This window comes from Microbulbifer sp. ABM4_008, assembly GCF_056311705.1.
Genome location: NZ_CM149970.1, coordinates 4020825 through 4037337, shown reverse-complemented (window position 1 = coordinate 4037337; position 16513 = coordinate 4020825). Strand labels below are relative to the sequence as shown.

17 protein-coding genes are annotated in these 16513 nt (G+C 42.1%); 14 read left to right on the top strand and 3 right to left on the bottom strand.

The window, feature by feature from the left end; genetic code table 11:
• Nucleotides 1–26: 26 nt before the first annotated feature.
• Nucleotides 27–272, bottom strand: coding sequence for a hypothetical protein (locus ACYX4J_RS17525; protein WP_476177200.1), 246 nt, complete (start codon nucleotides 270–272; stop codon nucleotides 27–29).
• Nucleotides 265–813: a hypothetical protein gene (locus tag ACYX4J_RS17520; protein WP_476177199.1), complete on the bottom strand. Its 549-nt coding sequence runs from the start codon at nucleotides 811–813 to the stop codon at nucleotides 265–267. Before ACYX4J_RS17520 ends, ACYX4J_RS17525 begins: the two co-directional genes overlap by 8 nt.
• Before the next feature lie 323 nt (nucleotides 814–1136).
• Here ACYX4J_RS17520 and ACYX4J_RS17515 point away from each other — a divergent pair, with 323 nt between their 5' ends.
• The 3 genes from ACYX4J_RS17515 to ACYX4J_RS17505 all read left to right on the top strand — a co-directional run bounded on the left by ACYX4J_RS17515 (nucleotide 1137) and on the right by ACYX4J_RS17505 (nucleotide 4327).
• Entirely contained in the window at nucleotides 1137–1745 is a 609-nt protein-coding gene (locus tag ACYX4J_RS17515) for a hypothetical protein (protein WP_413664502.1), read from the top strand.
• 377 nt (nucleotides 1746–2122) lie between these two features.
• Nucleotides 2123–3261 (top strand): IS3 family transposase gene (locus ACYX4J_RS17510; RefSeq protein WP_476177198.1). Its coding sequence is split into 2 segments (ribosomal slippage): nucleotides 2123–2372 and nucleotides 2372–3261, totalling 1140 coding nucleotides; the frame shifts between segments, so codons are not numbered across the junction.
• A gap of 445 nt (nucleotides 3262–3706) precedes the next feature.
• The gene (locus ACYX4J_RS17505) at nucleotides 3707–4327 is read left to right on the top strand and encodes a Type 1 glutamine amidotransferase-like domain-containing protein (RefSeq protein ID WP_476177197.1); all 621 of its coding nucleotides are present in this window, start codon (nucleotides 3707–3709) and stop codon (nucleotides 4325–4327) included.
• A gap of 240 nt (nucleotides 4328–4567) precedes the next feature.
• On the opposite strand, the gene ACYX4J_RS17500 is transcribed toward ACYX4J_RS17505, so the two are convergent.
• Nucleotides 4568–4936 carry a hypothetical protein gene (locus tag ACYX4J_RS17500; RefSeq protein ID WP_413664504.1) on the bottom strand — a complete coding sequence of 123 codons (369 nt, stop codon included), beginning with the start codon at nucleotides 4934–4936 and terminating at the stop codon, nucleotides 4568–4570.
• Between the two features lie 665 nt (nucleotides 4937–5601).
• Between ACYX4J_RS17500 and ACYX4J_RS17495 the strand changes: the two genes are divergently transcribed.
• The 11 genes from ACYX4J_RS17495 to rfbB all read left to right on the top strand — a co-directional run bounded on the left by ACYX4J_RS17495 (nucleotide 5602) and on the right by rfbB (nucleotide 16511).
• On the top strand, nucleotides 5602–5880 hold the full coding sequence (locus ACYX4J_RS17495) for a hypothetical protein (RefSeq protein WP_476177196.1): 279 nt from the start codon (nucleotides 5602–5604) through the stop codon (nucleotides 5878–5880).
• 152 nt (nucleotides 5881–6032) lie between these two features.
• Nucleotides 6033–6455: a hypothetical protein gene (locus tag ACYX4J_RS17490; protein ID WP_476177195.1), complete on the top strand. Its 423-nt coding sequence runs from the start codon at nucleotides 6033–6035 to the stop codon at nucleotides 6453–6455.
• Nucleotides 6456–6702: 247 nt separating this feature from the next.
• Nucleotides 6703–6993 (top strand): YciI family protein, encoded by a 291-nt coding sequence (locus tag ACYX4J_RS17485; RefSeq protein ID WP_476177194.1) that lies wholly within the window; start codon nucleotides 6703–6705, stop codon nucleotides 6991–6993.
• Between the two features lie 1070 nt (nucleotides 6994–8063).
• Nucleotides 8064–8855, top strand: a complete 792-nt coding sequence (locus ACYX4J_RS17480) for an ABC transporter permease (RefSeq protein ID WP_444914617.1) — start codon at nucleotides 8064–8066, stop codon at nucleotides 8853–8855.
• The gene (locus ACYX4J_RS17475; RefSeq protein WP_476177193.1) at nucleotides 8852–9556 is read left to right on the top strand and encodes an ABC transporter ATP-binding protein; all 705 of its coding nucleotides are present in this window, start codon (nucleotides 8852–8854) and stop codon (nucleotides 9554–9556) included. Before ACYX4J_RS17480 ends, ACYX4J_RS17475 begins: the two co-directional genes overlap by 4 nt.
• A gap of 2 nt (nucleotides 9557–9558) precedes the next feature.
• Nucleotides 9559–10743: a KpsE/RkpR family capsule polysaccharide export protein gene (locus ACYX4J_RS17470; protein ID WP_476177192.1), complete on the top strand. Its 1185-nt coding sequence runs from the start codon at nucleotides 9559–9561 to the stop codon at nucleotides 10741–10743.
• Nucleotides 10744–10832: 89 nt separating this feature from the next.
• Nucleotides 10833–12467 carry a polysaccharide biosynthesis/export family protein gene (locus ACYX4J_RS17465; protein WP_476177191.1) on the top strand — a complete coding sequence of 545 codons (1635 nt, stop codon included), beginning with the start codon at nucleotides 10833–10835 and terminating at the stop codon, nucleotides 12465–12467.
• A gap of 276 nt (nucleotides 12468–12743) precedes the next feature.
• Nucleotides 12744–13676, top strand: coding sequence for a glucose-1-phosphate thymidylyltransferase RfbA (gene rfbA / locus ACYX4J_RS17460; protein WP_476177190.1), 933 nt, complete (start codon nucleotides 12744–12746; stop codon nucleotides 13674–13676).
• Between the two features lie 143 nt (nucleotides 13677–13819).
• A complete protein-coding gene (gene rfbC, locus ACYX4J_RS17455; protein WP_444916225.1) occupies nucleotides 13820–14368 on the top strand; it encodes a dTDP-4-dehydrorhamnose 3,5-epimerase in 549 nt (182 codons plus the stop codon).
• An 89-nt stretch (nucleotides 14369–14457) separates the two neighbouring features.
• Nucleotides 14458–15375, top strand: coding sequence for a dTDP-4-dehydrorhamnose reductase (gene rfbD, locus ACYX4J_RS17450; RefSeq protein ID WP_476177189.1), 918 nt, complete (start codon nucleotides 14458–14460; stop codon nucleotides 15373–15375).
• A gap of 65 nt (nucleotides 15376–15440) precedes the next feature.
• Complete coding sequence (gene rfbB / locus ACYX4J_RS17445) at nucleotides 15441–16511, top strand: dTDP-glucose 4,6-dehydratase (protein ID WP_476177188.1); 1071 nt, start codon at nucleotides 15441–15443, stop codon at nucleotides 16509–16511.
• Nucleotides 16512–16513 lie beyond the last annotated feature (2 nt).

Sequence of the window (16513 nt, the reverse complement as noted above, 5' to 3'; positions counted from 1 at the left end):
TTGCTCGCCTACTGCTTTATCTGTTCTCAGCCTGCCAACAGGTCTAGCCCGCTTCTGGGCTGGCCATCGTTGGCGGAGGTATTTTGTGCTGGGGTTTTGCCGGTGTGATCGCGTATAGCGAATCGGTCGGCATCCACATAGGGCTCCCCTGCGATGATCTGGCCGGGGATATGCTCGGCCTCTATCCACTCCAAGATTTTCTCTTTGCCAGGGCGGGAGCCTTTTTCAAATTGCTCTTTGGCCCAGCTGACCCCTTTAACCAGCTTACCCATTGGGCAGCCCTCCCTGGCTCGCGAGGAAGTATCCCCGGCCATTTTTATTGAGTGTGCCCGCCTGTTGCAGGGCGTCGAAAACGGGTTTAACGGTTCCGTGTCGAAGGCGCATATCGTTGATGATGTTGCGCATTACGGGCTTGTGGCCGAACTCTCCGGCGCGGATTCGCTGGGCCAGTTGCTGTTGTTCTTCGTTCAGGTGGGCGGTGTGTAACGGTTGTGTTTCCACCGTTTCAGGCTGTTGCAACGGGTTAGTGGCGCGTTTCGCAACTGTTGCAGCGGCGTTAAACGCGAGCAACGCGACCAATCCCACGATGTCTGTGATGATCGCTAGGGCGAGGAAGCCGATATGCTGAACCTTTGCCGGGTCTGCGTTGAGGGTGCCCGCTAAGCTGCTGAAGGCGCTGTGCGTGCTGGGTGTCTGTTCGATTGTGGATAGCTTTTCTATGAGCTGCGTGCGTTGAGCTTCCAATGTGGATAACTGTGCAGCGGTATCAATGGCGCGTTGGCGGTAGCCGTTGCTGGCATTGGTTTTGATCAAACCGATTAGGGGGTTGCCCCACTGTCCTAGGCTGGTTAGCTACTGCACAGTTGCTGTTCCATATCATCGGCAGCAGCGGTTGGAAGGTGGCCAACTACCCTGTGATTTTGCTGGTGATTAGTGGGAAAAATTCGACGGGGTGGTTGGGCAGATATTCGGGAACTTTAATGGGATTTACTGGAAGTCCCAAGTATGAACACCTTGTTCTTTATTAAAAATTGAGATAGGTCAGAGTAATATCGAAGATAGTGATATAATGAACTATCCCTTTGAATGCACTGAAGTGAATTTGAAGTAGTATTCCAATAAATTGAGATTAAATAATGCGCGTAGTATTTGTTGTGTTGGCTTTAATATTTGGGTTGGCCGGGTGTGTACAGCAATATGTCTTTAATCATGAGTCTTCCAGTCAGATAGTGGAAGAACCACAATCAGATAAAGCACAAATAATATTTCTTCGTCCTTCTGCTGGAGTGTTCGCAGGCTTCAATGCATTAGTATTTGATATTACAGATGATAATGATCAAATTGTGGGAGTTGCGTCGGCTAAGTCAAAATTCTTGATAAATGTTGATCCCGGTACTTATACATTTATGGCTACAGAGGGTATTAAAGGCCATGTCATGCAGGCCACGGTCGAGCCTGGGCAACGATATTACATTGTTGTAAGACCTATATATGGGCAAGGTTTCCAATTACGTCCTATGAAAAACAATATAGATGGAGAGTTTTCTCTAGAAAGTTCAGAACTACAGTTATGGCTATCAAAAACCTTGATTGTCGATAAATCTTCTGGTGCAGATGATTGGCATGCCTCATATGAAGAAAAAGTACAAAAGGTGAAAGAAAAAGCTTACGAAGTCTGGGCTGAAAAATCTGATGACCAACGTCAGCTTCTGACGATAGATGTTAAGGACCGAGTTCTTTACTAGCTATAAAAATCAGGGTAACCAGGCGTTTAAGACAAAGGTTGCTCAAGTGATATAAGAGAAGTCAGAGTATTTGAATAAGCGTAACATTTTGTACTTTTACATTTAGATGCACTTACTCTCCATACTTGTTGTGGCAGCCACACTAAGCGGCTGCCACAAAACCAGATCCCATGCCCAATAATGCCAGCTGTTACTCCCCTGCAGGTAGCGATTGCCAGAATTTTCGTCTAGAAGTGTTGACTCGCTTCTCTCTGGTTCCAATAACCTTTAGCAGTAAATTATTTATACTGTCGTATCAGGTTTATGGTTGCCCTTGTAGTGGTCTAATCCTTCCGGACACTTCGCTAAGATGGTAAAACTACCAAGCGAGGTGAAGTATGACAACAAAAAGTACACGTCGGTATTTCAAGCCGGAATTTAAGAAAGACGCCGTAGCGCTAGTCTCTGAGCAAGGGTATTCAATTTCTAAAGCAGCAGAGGCTGTAGGAACAACAGCCAATAACCTGCGACGCTGGATAAAGGAACTGATGCAGGAAGAAGACGGTGTGAGGTTGGATGTAGGCGAGCGCGCAGAATTAGAGCGATTACGACGTGAAAATAAGCAGTTGCGGATGGAGAAAGAAATCCTAAAAAAGGCCAGCGCCTTCTTTGCGAAAGAAATGAAATAAAGTACAGCTTTATTGAAAAACAGCAAGGCAGCTTTCCTATTAGGGTGCTCTGCCGGGTAATGCAGGTAAGTAAGACTAGTTATTACGATTGGTGTTGCCGTGGTAATAGCTCAATAGATGCTCAAACATGGCAACTATGCCATCGTTTGAAGTCCCTATTTGCAGAATCTAGACAGAGTCTCGGAAGTTGTCGGTTAATGAAGCTGTTACGTAAAGAAGGCTTTGAAGTCGGGCGCTATCGAGTCCGCAAGCTCATGAAAAAGCTAGGCTTGGCAGTAAAGCGCAAGAAGCGATTTACACTGACAACAGATAGTAAACATCACCTGCCGGTAGCAGAGAATCTTCTGAATAGGGAGTTCTCACCGAGTGCTAAAAATCAAGTTTGGACGACTGATATTACATATATTTGGACTTCGCAGGGCTGGCTGTACTTGGCAGTAGTGGTTGATCTCTATTCGCGCCGGATTGTTGGTTGGCATCTAGACCGCAAGATGGAAACGACCCTGGTAACTCGTGCGTTGATGATGGCTGTCAATTTGCGTACGCCCCCAAAAGGTCTCCTGCATCACACTGATCGTGGCAGTCAGTATGCCAGCCATACCTACCAAACGTTATTGAGTCAGCAGGGGATGGTGTGTTCAATGAGCCGTAAGGGAAATTGTTGGGACAACGCACCGACTGAACGTTTCTTCAGCAGCCTGAAGCGGGAGTGGTTAACGGGAAACCTCTATCCGACAAGGGAGGATGCGGTAGCAGATGTGAGAGCCTATATTGCTTATTACAACTCACGCAGAATACATACAACACTGGGAGACCTAGCCCCTATCGAATTTGAGGAATGTGCTTAAAGAAGTGTCCGGTTGGAGTTGACCACAACACCTTATACCGGCCAGATCTTAGACCAGGCTTCAGATTTAGGCGTAGAACATATAGTACTTCTTATAAGAGCGGTAGTACCAAATGGGTCCTAAACGGTGTGTATTAGGTAAAGATTCAGACAATCTTTGGTTGATGGGCTAGGGGCAAAAGTAAAGCCGGGAGGGTAAAGGCCTTGATGAGTGATTGCCGCATAGCCTGCCCGGGAACTCTATTTTCAGCAGGCTGAAGCAGTGGCGAATCAGTATGGGCTGTTGTATTTAATTAAAGTAAGTTGCCAAATCTTTTGGGAAAAATTACTTTACTTGGCTTGGAAGCGACTACTGTGATGTGTCTTTACTACCTGGTTGATATCTCGGGTAAACTATATCGATATCAAGTAATTGATTAATTAAATACTTTAAAGGATTAAAATATATGGCCAAGCTATTCTTGACTTCGTATTTTGCTGAGGTCGCTAGTGCGATCGCGAGTTTTGATAAGCGGCTTGAAGGTAAGAGGGTTACATTCATCCCTACTGCAAGCATTCCCGAAGAGATCACTTTTTATGTGGAAGATGCCAAGAAGGAACTGGAGCAGTTAGGTCTTATTGTAGATGAGTTGGAAGTCTCTAAAGCTTCAATGGATGAGATTAAAGATAAACTGCAAAACAATGAGTATATCTATGTAACTGGTGGTAACACCTATTTTCTACTTCAAGAACTTAGACGTAGCGGGGCTGATAAAATCTTGTTGGAGCAGATTAGTCTGGGTAAGTCCTATATAGGTGAGTCGGCAGGTACTGTAATCCTGTCGCCGAATATCGCATATATCCAGGAGATGGATAACCCCGATGCAGCGAAGAATCTAGAGTCTTATGACGGGTTAAATCTCGTGCACTTCTATCCCTTACCTCATTATGGAAACCAACCATTTGAAGATGCTGCTGAGCTTGTTATTTCCAAATATTCAGACGAGCTGGAATTAGCTCCGTTCAGTAACAATCAGTTGATCGCCGTAATCGATGGAGAAGCAGAGACCTGGATTGCGGTGTCTTAGTAAGTCGATAACCACTGTATGATAAGTCATACTATCTATATTTCATTAAGATTGCTGCAAGTGCCTAGTGGTTAGGAAAAAGATAAATTCTAGAAATTCTCTCTTCTTTAGAGCTTTTCTTTCAAGGAGTACTTAAAATTGGGGGAAGGTAAGAAGTTATAGCTTGAGTTGATCGGAACGTTAAAGAATACTGCCGGGGAGCAAGTGATAATGTGACTTACTCCCTGACGATGTTAGTGCTTATTCGCTTGCAGCATTACAGTTATAGATTTTCGCTGGGATATGCGTGCCTGTTACAGTCTTGCCTGCCGATACTCCATTAGGCATATAGATATCGCCAAATTGCGCCATTGAAGAAGCCTTAACCACATGGGTTCCACCTCTTCGCACAGCCCTTTTTTGTAACCAAGGAGTACAAACATCTCCCTGGTTAACCCTGATTGTTTTGCATGTTACATCTTCTACTAGTACGCATTCTTCTATAGCCTCAGCGTTAGAAAATACTATCTTCTGCATCGCTTCTTTTTCCTGGGCACTTGTACATCCCATCAAAGTAATTGCGGACGCTAGGATGGTAAGGCCAGTTTTAATGGATAACTTTTTACACATTACATCGTTTCCATAGGCTGAAAGTTAATCTGCTTAGATGAATATGATGCCACAACCAGGCTCTGCTTGCTGTTTGAAAAATGCTCAAGCACCATATATGACTGTATTTTTTTAATGGTAAAAATAGGAGATTTACAATAAGCTCTTAAGTGAGGCTCTTATTTAGCGTATCGCGACATCTGTAATTCGAGAATTTGAAAAAGGGCTAATTATGACAGTCCTCTATTAGCAACTTTTACAGTTCTCCCTGATTTTTTGATGAATACTTATAAGGGCATGTTTAATTGTGATTCGAGAATACCTGAAAGAAATATTATGCACTACTGTTTATTAGACCAAATTCCTGACAATACGCAAGAGTAGTCATAGGTATCTCGAATATTCTGAGAGGGTACTTTAGGTGTAGCCTTTGGTATATATGAATTATTTAGTAACTTTCTTTGGTCACTATTTCGATGGCTATTTATCGAGTCTTTAGAAAAATAAAAATTAGCTCTCAACATCTATGCTTCTCTTTAGAAACCTTTCGGCTGGTTAGATAGATGAAAAATAAATAAATCTTAAATAAAAGCAGGAGTATTTATTGACTTTTTAGTCGGCCATATGTTCCTATCGCAAAGGATGGATAAATAAGAAGTTTAAGAATTAGTTCTAAAAGGAAGTCAATGAAAAAGCATAGTATCTTACTCTCTGGGCTACTTGGATTGGTAGTTTCTCTTGGGGCTTTAAACGTTTTTGCTGAAGCTGATCCTGAAGAGAGTAAAGAGCAATCAGATGAACAGTTAAGTGAATGCTTTGCTGCTACTTTATGGCAAGTATCTGGAAGGTCATTAAACAATGGGGAAGTTCCAGAAAAAACTGTAAAAGTACCCGAGGGGTGGAAAGTTGTAGGGGGAGGTATTGGTGGAGCAAGAGGTGAAGCTCTTATGATTCTTTGCCGATAATACTCATTCGTATAATCCTAATTTTATTAATGGGTGAATGCTTCGGCTGATCTGTGTCAGCATGCACACGTATGCTGACGATTAACTGCCTCATAGAGCAGATGAGATAAAGTCCATATCTGTATCATGAAGTTACAATCATGCTGGTTTATATGGCTAATTTAACTATTAAGGATTATCAGATGTCAGAAGGATACCAGCGAGTAAAGTTATCTATCAAAAAATATATAGTGATTTTTTGTGCATTAGCTCTTGGTTTTGTTATTTCCAGTTTTTTAGATGCCAGAGCTCAATTACTGGAGGATATGAGTAAATATAATAGAGAAGCCATATTTATTGATAGGCTATTAAAAATTTACAGCAATACCTGCAATAAATTTGAGTATGGCCAGTATTATGCTTTTCAAGACCATGCCTTAACGAGATATGAATTTATTATAACTAACAATAGTGGTTTCCCATATTATTTGGGTTCGAATACTTTATCGCTCCACTATGATGCAAGTATTTACTATCGTGAAAGCTGGGTTTCAACCAAAAAGCAAATAGAAGGCTGTCAATCTATGCCCCATTAATTCTGGGGCTTATTGAATCCTTATTTAGAGTTTGTACTTGAGGTAATACTATCTGTGGAAGTCCTTACTTATTAGGCATCAATACCGAGCTCTTTGTCCCTATTTGCAGATTACCTGTAGGTATAATGCTCCTCTAATGAAGTAGAGAGTTGTAGATAGGCAATCTACGTTAATAAGAGATTGGATGGAAGATAAATCTACGATCTCTACTTTTGATATTTTGAATTGCAAATAGAGGTTGATCAGTATGTTCATAGTATCCCTTACCTATATAAAATCCCTTGAGGAGGTGGAAAAATTTATTCCAGAGCACATTGATTTTTTGAATAAGTACTACGAGCTAGGATATTTCCAGCTATCCGGCCGTAAGGAGCCTCGCACAGGTGGGGTAATCCTGGTGACCATAGATAGTCGGTCTGCGTTAGATCAGATACTAAAACAAGATCCATTCTATCGTGAGGAACTGGCTGCTTATGAAGTGGCACAAGTTGTACCGACAAAATCCTCACCAGAGTTAGAGTTTTTGATTGAAACTTAAACAAAAAATCAAGAAGGATGATAGTTTTTCGATTGCACAACTCTTTGTGTCATATTGGCCTACGTTGAGCATAAGGTTTTTCGAGCTAACCATGAACCCTATGGAGAATGGATGAATACTAGCCATATCCATAACATCACACATTTTGTTGATCTCTGTGAAAGTAGGGTTTGGGATACAAGCAGAGGGATACTTAAAAAGGTCTTACTCGCCCCTTGAGGTTAATCTTACTGTGCCAAAAGCAAAGTGATACTCAAGTACCAAAATGGTCTTGATACTGGGCGGTTAAACTTTCTGGCCACTCCCAATTACTTCTTCTCATTAACCTACAGCGAGTTAGATGGAGAGCAGTACGATCATGTTGTACAGATGTGCCAAATTTGACTATCAAATCTGGGGCAAAGTGTTGGGAGTTTCTACTTAGATAGAATAGCCTCTTCCTTAACACCTTAAGTTCCCTTTTAAAAGTTATCTTGGCGTGGATTTTGCTCAGAAATATTGGGTAAATCTTGAAAGGGTTATGTATCAGAGACTCGGAGCTGGTTATATCTTAATCAGTACAGGATCTCAGCAATTAGGCCGGATATGGCATTAAGTGCTCTATTGATGTCTGTTTGCGTCTGTTTCTCCCAGTTAATGCTTGTGTATTCACATTCGCAAAATGCGTGAGTGATAGCATTAATGTCCGCGACTAATATGCATTTTGGAGATGTCGCCTGCTTATTCATAGAGAAATTGATAATCATCATTGGCGATCAACTAGAAGGGCGTATCGTCCACTATAGATAGCTTTGAGCTAGACTGTTGGGACGAACGTAATGGCACGTAATTAATTAAAAAATGACGAAGAAGAGACGCTGCGATAGGATTCCGCGTCCATTTTGCGGTGCCTTGAGCTCGAACTAAGCTTGGCGGCCCAGAGTGGTGGCGTCGTGTCTCGATAGAGCCGACCCAACAAGCGAAGGCATTTTAGCTTCAAGAATGCCCCGATATTATTTGAATTAATTGTCTCAGTTCTAACCCAAGATTGGGTAACGACTGGTTCACAGATTGCCAAGAAAGTAATCGCTATGCATCCATCAGTTCAACGCTCCGTCTGGCAAATTCAGCGTGATGTAATTTACGCATTGCTAGTGCGGGAGATGAAAACTCGCTTTGGAAAGTGGCGACTGGGATATGCCTGGATGTTGCTGGAGCCCTCGCTCCATATCATGGTACTCGTGGCCGTTTTCAGCTTTCTAAAAGATGAGTTTTACCCTGGGGTGCCAACCCCACTATTCATGCTTGGAGGAATTGCACCTTTCCTTTTCTTTAATCATTGTGTGCAAAAGGGGTTAGCTGCAGTGGCTTCAAACCGAGGGTTGTTCAACTATCGACAACTGAGGCCGTTTGATGCAGTTCTAAGTCGTGTTTTGTTGGAGCTTGTTATTTATCTGGCAACTCTAGTAGTACTGATGGTGGTATTTGCATGGTTTGGAGTGTCCACATCTTTTAATAATTTCATACTTTTCACAGCAACTAACATTTTATTCTTCTTTTTTTGTCTAGGGCTTAGCTTGGTGCTTTGTGTTTTGGGAGAGAGGTTTCCAGAAGTGGCTAAAGTGATCCCTATGCTTATTCGGCCTCTGTATTTTTTGTCTGGGGTTTTCTTCTCGCTTGAACAGGTTCCAAAGGAATATCATGTTTATTTAGTATGGAACCCCTTGCTACATGTTATTGAATTAAATCGCGAAGCATTATTTAGCAACTTTAGTGGACACTTTGGAAGTCTGGCTTATCTAGGATTTGTTTCTGTTTCGATGCTGTTTTTTGGCTTGCTTTGTTATAGAGCAAATTGGCGTGATTTGGTAAAAAGTCGGTGATTAGATTAGAACGCTTAACTAAATCGTACCGTACACCTCACGGACGAAAAGTACTTTTTGAAAATGTAAATGCGTCTTTCCCTGAGGGTAAAAATATCGGCATTCTTGGTCGAAATGGAGCAGGAAAGTCAACTTTACTAAGAATAATGGGGGGGATTGATTATCCCGACTCTGGCAGAGTGGTAACTAATCAGAGAATCTCCTGGCCGATGGGTTTGGCAGGTGGTTTCCAGGGAAGTATGACTGGCCGTGAAAATGTCGCTTTTGTTTGTGGCATACATGGGATTCGGGGAAGTGCACGGCGCAAAGTAATGAATATGGTGCAGGGTTTTGCTGAAATAGGTAATTATTTCGATGTTCCTGTAAGTAGTTATTCATCGGGAATGCGTTCACGTCTTGGCTTTGGTTTAAGTATCGCTGTTGACTTCGATATTTACTTAGTTGATGAGGTGATGTCGGTGGGTGATGCGCACTTTAAAAGAAAGTGCGAAGAGGTCATAGCTGAGAAAAGGAAGAGTTCATCTTTTATTATTGTGGCGCACGCTATGCCTCTTCTACGGAAGAATTGTGATGTAGGGATATACCTGGACCAGGCTGGGTTAAGAGTTTTTGATACTGTTGATCAGGCTATTGATTTGTATCAGGGTGAGAAATCAAATGTTCAAACAAAAAAGACTGCCACTGAAATGCATAAGAGTTAATTATGGAAGTTAAAGATCAGCTAGTTGAACAACAAGCACGGAATCCATCAAAGATAAAAGCTCTAATTGGGGTAATGAGTAACGCTTCCAGGCATATTCCGAAGCTCAAAGGCTGGGCTTTGTTCGTTATCCTGCCTCTACTTGTTCTTGTGGCATATTATCTATTTTGGGTTTCTGAGCGCTATGTTAGTAGTGCGCAGTTGATCGTGAAAGATAGCACTTCCGCCCATGCAACCTCCCCTGCATTAGGTTTGTTAATTCCTGGTATGGGCGCTGATACTCAAGATGCTTTTCTGGTAGTGAATTACATCCATTCGCTAGATATGGCTTTGTACTTGGATGAAAAGTTAGAGTTGTCAGAATATTACAAGAGTGCCCGCTACGATTTCTTTTCGCGATTGTCTCCAGATGCAACTCAAGAAGATTACTTAGAATATTATCGAGACCATATAGGTATTGGTCATGATGAGGTCACGGGAATTGTCACGATCGAGATGCAGGCATTTGATCCGATTTTTGCTAAAAGATTGATTGAGACAGTTATCCAAAAGTCAGAAGATTTTGTTAACGAGATCAGCAATCAGCTCGCAGATAAGCAAGTGGCTTTTGTGAAGAATGAAGTTGATTTAGCGCAAGCTAAGTTGCGCAGTACTAAGCAAGAAATTCTAGACTTCCAGAATAGTCATAAAGTTGTAAGTCCAGAAGAACTTACAAAAGGTATCAGTACCATTATTCAAGGGTTAGAGGCGCGATTGGCTGAGCAACGAGCTAACCTGACTGCGGCAAAATCTTATCTGAATGCTGATTCATCACAAGTAATCTCCATGCAGGCTGACATCGATGCGTTAGAGAACCAAATTGAGATAGAAAAGGTACGCCTAGTGGGCATAGGGGAAGAGGAAGGAGAGCAGCGGCTTAATTTTCTTGGTGCTCATTTCCAGAATCTTGAACTAGATTTGCAATTTGCAACCGATGCCTATGCAGCTTCTTTAAAAGCATTGGAAACTGCTCGTATGGAAGCGTCAGGTAAACTTAAGCACTTGATGGTGGTAACCCAGCCATCGTTAGCAGAAGAAGCAGAGTATCCACACAAGCTTTATAACCTGGTCAGCTTGGGAATTATTCTGCTAATGCTTTATGGAATAGGAAAGATGCTAGTTGTGACTATTCGGGATCATAGGATGTAGCGCCAGACAAAAGGCTTCAAGACAGAATAGTGTCGGTGAATTTTTGATATCGCTGACAGAGTAAATATCAATTTACAAAGAACAAGCAAATGATTACTGAGAAAATAAAGCGCTTTAGTTTTGGTGTAGGGTTGTTGGTATCACTATCCAGTATTCAGGCTGGAGCATTGGAAACTCAATTAATTGATGAGGTTTCCTCAACAGAGATCCCTAAGACAGGTATACCCGTTTTTGGGGAGTCACTGTTTCAGGGCGCGTTTAAAGATCAACCATTTAGTGGATTTAATCCCGACTATAGAATATCGATTGGTGACCAGGTTAATCTACAGCTCTGGGGTGCCTATAGTTTCAGTGCGACATTACCGGTAGATCCGAAAGGTAATATTTTTGTCCCCGAGGTTGGCCCAGTCCATGTTGCTGGAGTAAAGAATGGCGCGTTGAATGACTTTGTACTGCGTCATGTAAAGCGAGTATTCAAGAATAATGTGCAAGCTTATGCGAACTTGGAGGCGAGCCAGCCAGTTAAAGTCTTTGTAACGGGTTTTGTGAAGAACCCTGGTCTGTATAACGGTTTTAGCTCAGACTCGATCCTTTACTATTTAGATAGTGCTGGAGGTATCGATGAGCAAAGTGGCAGCTTTGTTGATATCAGAGTAATGCGTCAGGGAGAGGAAATACAAAAGGTAAACCTGTATAGCTTCCTGGTAGATGGAATTATGCCTGCTTTACAACTTCGCAATGGCGATGTTGTAGTCGTTGCTGCCCGCAATGGTTCGGTGACAGTTGAAGGAGCGGTGCAGCAAGCCGCACAGATGGAATTTACTGGGCCCTACACCCAGCTGGGCGAGATGCTCCTCGTAACAAAACCTGACCCTCAGGCGAACTTTGCACGAATTACTCAGGTAATTGACGGTCTTCAGCAAGCTGACTATATGCCCCTTGCAAATGCCATGACCACACGCCTCTATCCGGGAGCGCATATAGAGTTGGTACGGGATAACGATATTGAGTCTATCTCAATCAGGGTATCCGGTGAGTTGGATGGGCCTGCAACTTATGTACTGCCCTATGGCGCTACTCTTGATGAGTTACTGAGTCAATTGAGTTTTCGCGATAATGCAGACAGAAACTCTATACAGCTGTACAGGAAGAGTGTCGCTGATCGGCAGCGGGCCGCTCTTGACCGTTCTTTAGATGCACTTCAGATGGAAGTTCTAACTCGCCAGCCCAATACTGACCTGGAAAAATCTGCGCAAAAAGATAACGCCATGATGATTCAGAACTTTATCGAACAAGCTCGGAAGGCTGAACCCAGAGGCCAGGTTGTTATTGCGAACAATCCAAACGCAGCAGAAATGCTGCTTGAAGATGGTGATGAGCTTATTGTGCCTTTGAAATCATCAACTGTGTCAATCGTGGGAGAAGTAATTTTCCCAACTTCTCTAGTCTTTAGTAAGAAGCGGACTCTGGAAGAATATATAGAGTTGGCCGGCGGATTTGCCAATAATGCAAACCGTAAGGAGTTGGTGATTCTACATCTCGACGGGACGATTAATCGTATAGAAGATGGTGATTTTGATAATCGTCTGGGGGATAGATTACGCCCCGGAGATGAAATTATGATTATGCCAAAAATCCATTCCAGTGAATTACAAGTAACCAAAGATGTAACAGAAATACTCTACCGTATAGCTGTTGGAACTGCTGCAGTTCTATCTTTCTAACTTGGTACTAAAAGGTTGTAAACTTTTTTAAGATTGGCTTCCATATTGCACGATATAAATCGGTATGGTTGGTTTCCTTACAGGCTGTTATAAGCTGTAAGTCTTATACCATACCGATTTTAAGTGTTGTATGTAATTATTCACTCCTAATTTGTCATTCTAAAGTTTGATAACTTTCCTGGATTGTAAAGTCTGTAAGTACTGTATTTTCACATCAGCTCTTATTGTTTGATGTGATCAATAAATGAATATTAATTCAATGTTGGGGGAAAAACTGTGAAGGGGTCTTCTGATCGGAAGGGAATTATCTTGGCTGGAGGTTCTGGTACACGCTTATACCCCTTAACAAAGGGTGTCGGAAAGCAGTTAATGGCTGTTTATGATAAGCCAATGATATATTATCCTTTGACAACTTTAATGTTGGCGGGTATTAGAGATATCCTTATTATTACGACACCAGAAGAGCAATCGTTATACCAGCGTTTGCTTGAAGATGGTGCACAGTGGGGGGTTAATATTTCTTATGCAGTGCAACCATCTCCCGATGGCTTAGCCCAAGCATTTTTGATTGGACGCGAGCATGTAGGTAATCACAATAGCGCCCTTGTGCTAGGTGATAATATTTTTTATGCGCACAACTTCAGTAAAATTTTGCAGCAAGCTGATGCGAGAGAGGCGGGAGCTACAGTATTTGGCTATCGAGTAGCAGACCCACGAGCATATGGAGTTGTTGAGTTCGATGATGGTGGTCGAGCTGTAAGCTTAGAGGAAAAACCTGAAAAGCCTAAATCTAATCATGCGGTCACTGGCCTTTATTTTTATGATAAGCAAGTGTGCGACATTGCCCGAGAAGTACAGCCAAGTGCACGCGGTGAGCTGGAAATCACAGATATCAATAAAGTGTATCTTGCCCAAAATCAGTTAGATGTAGAGCGCCTTGGACGTGGTAGCGCCTGGTTGGATACTGGAACGCATGATAATTTGCTGGATGCCGCTCACTTTGTTCAAACAATCGAGCGCCGACAAGGCCAAAAAATAGCCTGTCCCGAAGAAGTTGCATATCGCAAAGGGTTCATCAGTGCAGAAGAGCTAGAAGCGCAAGTTCAACCCTTAATGAAAAGTGGCTATGGGAAATATTTGATGCAAATTTTGGTTGAGAATGGTGAAACCTCATCTCTCAATTCGCGTCGCTATGCCTCTGGATTATAAAAGCCTATACGGAAAAAATTGAGCTTTTTCTAGAGCCTTTAATTAGAAGTCGTTCAGGGATGATCGGCTCAGCCTCTATCCTCTTCTTTAGAGCTGCAGTAGCTAGATTGATGACCTGCGCCTCGGCTAAATTCTTAATTAGTATGAATATTATTGAAACAAAAATTCCTGACGTAAAAATTGTAGAACCAAAAGTGTTTGGTGATGAGCGTGGCTTCTTCTATGAATCATTTCGTGATGATGTTTTTAATAGTAAGTGTGCACATCGTGCGTTTGTCCAAGATAATCACAGTAAGTCTTCTCGAGGAATTTTACGAGGATTGCATTATCAGACTGAGCGGACCCAAGGTAAGTTAGTCAGGGTAGTACGTGGCGAAGTTTATGATGTTGCAGTAGATTTACGAAGAAGTTCGCCAACTTTTGGACAATGGGTTGGTGTGTATCTGTCAGCTGAGAACAAGCGCCAGTTGTGGGTTCCTGAAGGGTTTGCACATGGCTTCTATGTAACAAGTGAAAGTGCTGAATTTGTATACAAATGTACAGACTACTATGCTCCGGAATATGAGAAGTCGCTCCTGTGGAATGATCCAGATCTGAATATTGACTGGCCCATTGTTGAAGGTATACAGCCTCAACTTTCGGAAAAAGATCGCAACGGTAGTTCTTTTAAGGATACGGTATATTTCGCATAGAGAGTATACGCTGGTTTCACTGACTCCGAGATTAGCTCCTCTTTAAAGATCAACTTTCCTATTTTGTTAAAAACCTGGCGGCACGTTAGATGCGTCGTCAAACTATTCCTGGTCTGTATAAAATGGCAACTTTTAAAATCTTAATAACGGGTAAAAACGGTCAACTTGGACGTGAGCTTCAAAAGCTATGTCCTGTCGATATTGAGATGGTGGCGATGGGGCGTGAAGAGCTGGATATTTCTAACAAACAAGTTGTCCAGACTGTGATCGGAGAAGTTAAGCCAGACGTTGTCATAAATGCTGCTGCCTATACCGCTGTTGATAAAGCGGAGCAGGAAGGAAATGTTGCTTTTGCAATTAATAAGCAAGGCACCGAAAATCTTGCAGAAGTATGTAAAAGCTTCAATATTCGCCTTGTTCACGTCTCAACAGACTTCGTGTTTGATGGTGAAAAATCAACTCCATACCTAACATCAGATAAAGTTAATCCTATCGGTGTATACGGCTCTAGTAAAGCTGAAGCAGAAACTGCCGTTTTGAAAATCCTTCCACAAGCGATTATTGTACGTACCGCCTGGGTTTACGCATCCCACGGGAATAATTTTATGAATACTATGCTTCGGTTAATGGCAGATAGAGATCAACTGAGTGTCGTTGCAGATCAAGTTGGCACACCAACCTGGACAGGAACCTTGGCGGAGATCTTAATAATACTTGCCCAAAAGCCTAGCGTGAGTGGTATATACCATTGTACCGACCTCGGGGTAGCTAGTTGGTATGACTTTGCGGTAGCTATTTATGAAGATGGTAAGGCTTTAGGTGTACTTCCGCAGGATAAACAATTAGACCTTAAAGCAATAGCTACACATGAATATCCCACTCCCGCAAAGAGACCACCTTATAGTATCTTAGATAAAACTCGATTGATTACCGAATTAGATATTGAACCTAGGCATTGGCGTGAGTCACTTAGATTGGCTCTTTCTGAAAAGAAACAACAACATTAATTGTCCAATTTGCCTATTAGGTATTAGGGCTTTATTTAAAAATTGTGACTGATAGCGATCTTGATATGAAAAAATTACTGGTTACCGGTGGCGCGGGATTTATTGGTGCTAATTTTGTCCACTATTGGATAAAAAATTACCCACAGGATACAGTGATAGTCTTAGATGCACTCACATACGCAGGAAATCTTGCAAATCTAGATCTAGTTAAGGATCACCCTAATTATAAGTTTTACCAAGGCGATATATGCGATACAGCGTTGGTAGAAACTCTACTCCGTGAACACAGAATTGATACCTTAGTGCACTTTGCGGCTGAAAGTCATGTGGATCGATCAATTAGTGGGCCGGATGCATTTATACAGACAAATATTCTCGGCACCTATAGCTTATTGAAAGCAGCTAAAAGAGTGTGGCTGGATAAAGGCATAAATAGAGATACTCATCGATTCCATCATGTTTCTACTGATGAAGTGTATGGTACGTTAGAAGCAGATGATCCAGCATTTAGTGAATCCACGCCGTATGCCCCAAATAGCCCTTACTCTGCAAGTAAAGCTGCTTCTGATCACTTAGTGAGAGCCTACCACCATACCTATGGTCTTGAGGTCACCACTAGTAATTGTTCTAATAATTACGGGCCTTTCCACTTTCCTGAGAAATTAATACCACTGGTAATTACCAATATACTTCGCGATCTTCCGCTTCCTATTTATGGCGATGGTCAGCAAATACGTGACTGGCTATATGTCGAAGATCATGCAAGAGGTATCGATAAAGTAATCCGCCAAGGAAATATAGGCGAATGTTACAACATCGGTGGCATTAATGAATGGGCAAACATTGATATCGTAAAACTAGTTTGTAAGTTGATGAATGAGCAGTTTGCGAAGCAGTCGAGTCTGGCAGCACAATACCCGCAAGCTAAAAACGCAATTGCTGGCAATTCTGAGAAATTAATTTCGTTCGTAGAAGACCGTGCAGGGCATGATCGACGTTACGCTATTGACCCTACCAAATCAAATAAAGAGCTAGGTTATCAGCCACATGAGAGCTTTGAAACTGGCATACAAAAAACAATTGAGTGGTATTTGAATAATCCGGTTTGGTGGCAAGAACTGCTAAAAGGGAACTAATA

Bases quoted from the DNA above. Each gene is read 5' to 3' on its own strand.
- rfbC (WP_444916225.1), top strand. From the start codon at position 13,820: ATGAATATTATTGAAACAAAAATTCCTGACGTAAAAATTGTAGAACCA.
- ACYX4J_RS17525 (WP_476177200.1), bottom strand. From the start codon at position 272: ATGGGTAAGCTGGTTAAAGGGGTCAGCTGGGCCAAAGAGCAATTTGAA.
- ACYX4J_RS17470 (WP_476177192.1), top strand. From the start codon at position 9,559: ATGGAAGTTAAAGATCAGCTAGTTGAACAACAAGCACGGAATCCATCA.
- ACYX4J_RS17465 (WP_476177191.1), top strand. From the start codon at position 10,833: ATGATTACTGAGAAAATAAAGCGCTTTAGTTTTGGTGTAGGGTTGTTG.
- ACYX4J_RS17490 (WP_476177195.1), top strand. From the start codon at position 6,033: ATGGCTAATTTAACTATTAAGGATTATCAGATGTCAGAAGGATACCAG.
- rfbD (WP_476177189.1), top strand. From the start codon at position 14,458: ATGCGTCGTCAAACTATTCCTGGTCTGTATAAAATGGCAACTTTTAAA.
- ACYX4J_RS17505 (WP_476177197.1), top strand. From the start codon at position 3,707: ATGGCCAAGCTATTCTTGACTTCGTATTTTGCTGAGGTCGCTAGTGCG.
- ACYX4J_RS17485 (WP_476177194.1), top strand. From the start codon at position 6,703: ATGTTCATAGTATCCCTTACCTATATAAAATCCCTTGAGGAGGTGGAA.
- ACYX4J_RS17480 (WP_444914617.1), top strand. From the start codon at position 8,064: ATGCATCCATCAGTTCAACGCTCCGTCTGGCAAATTCAGCGTGATGTA.
- ACYX4J_RS17500 (WP_413664504.1), bottom strand. From the start codon at position 4,936: ATGTGTAAAAAGTTATCCATTAAAACTGGCCTTACCATCCTAGCGTCC.
- rfbB (WP_476177188.1), top strand. From the start codon at position 15,441: ATGAAAAAATTACTGGTTACCGGTGGCGCGGGATTTATTGGTGCTAAT.
- ACYX4J_RS17515 (WP_413664502.1), top strand. From the start codon at position 1,137: ATGCGCGTAGTATTTGTTGTGTTGGCTTTAATATTTGGGTTGGCCGGG.
- ACYX4J_RS17495 (WP_476177196.1), top strand. From the start codon at position 5,602: ATGAAAAAGCATAGTATCTTACTCTCTGGGCTACTTGGATTGGTAGTT.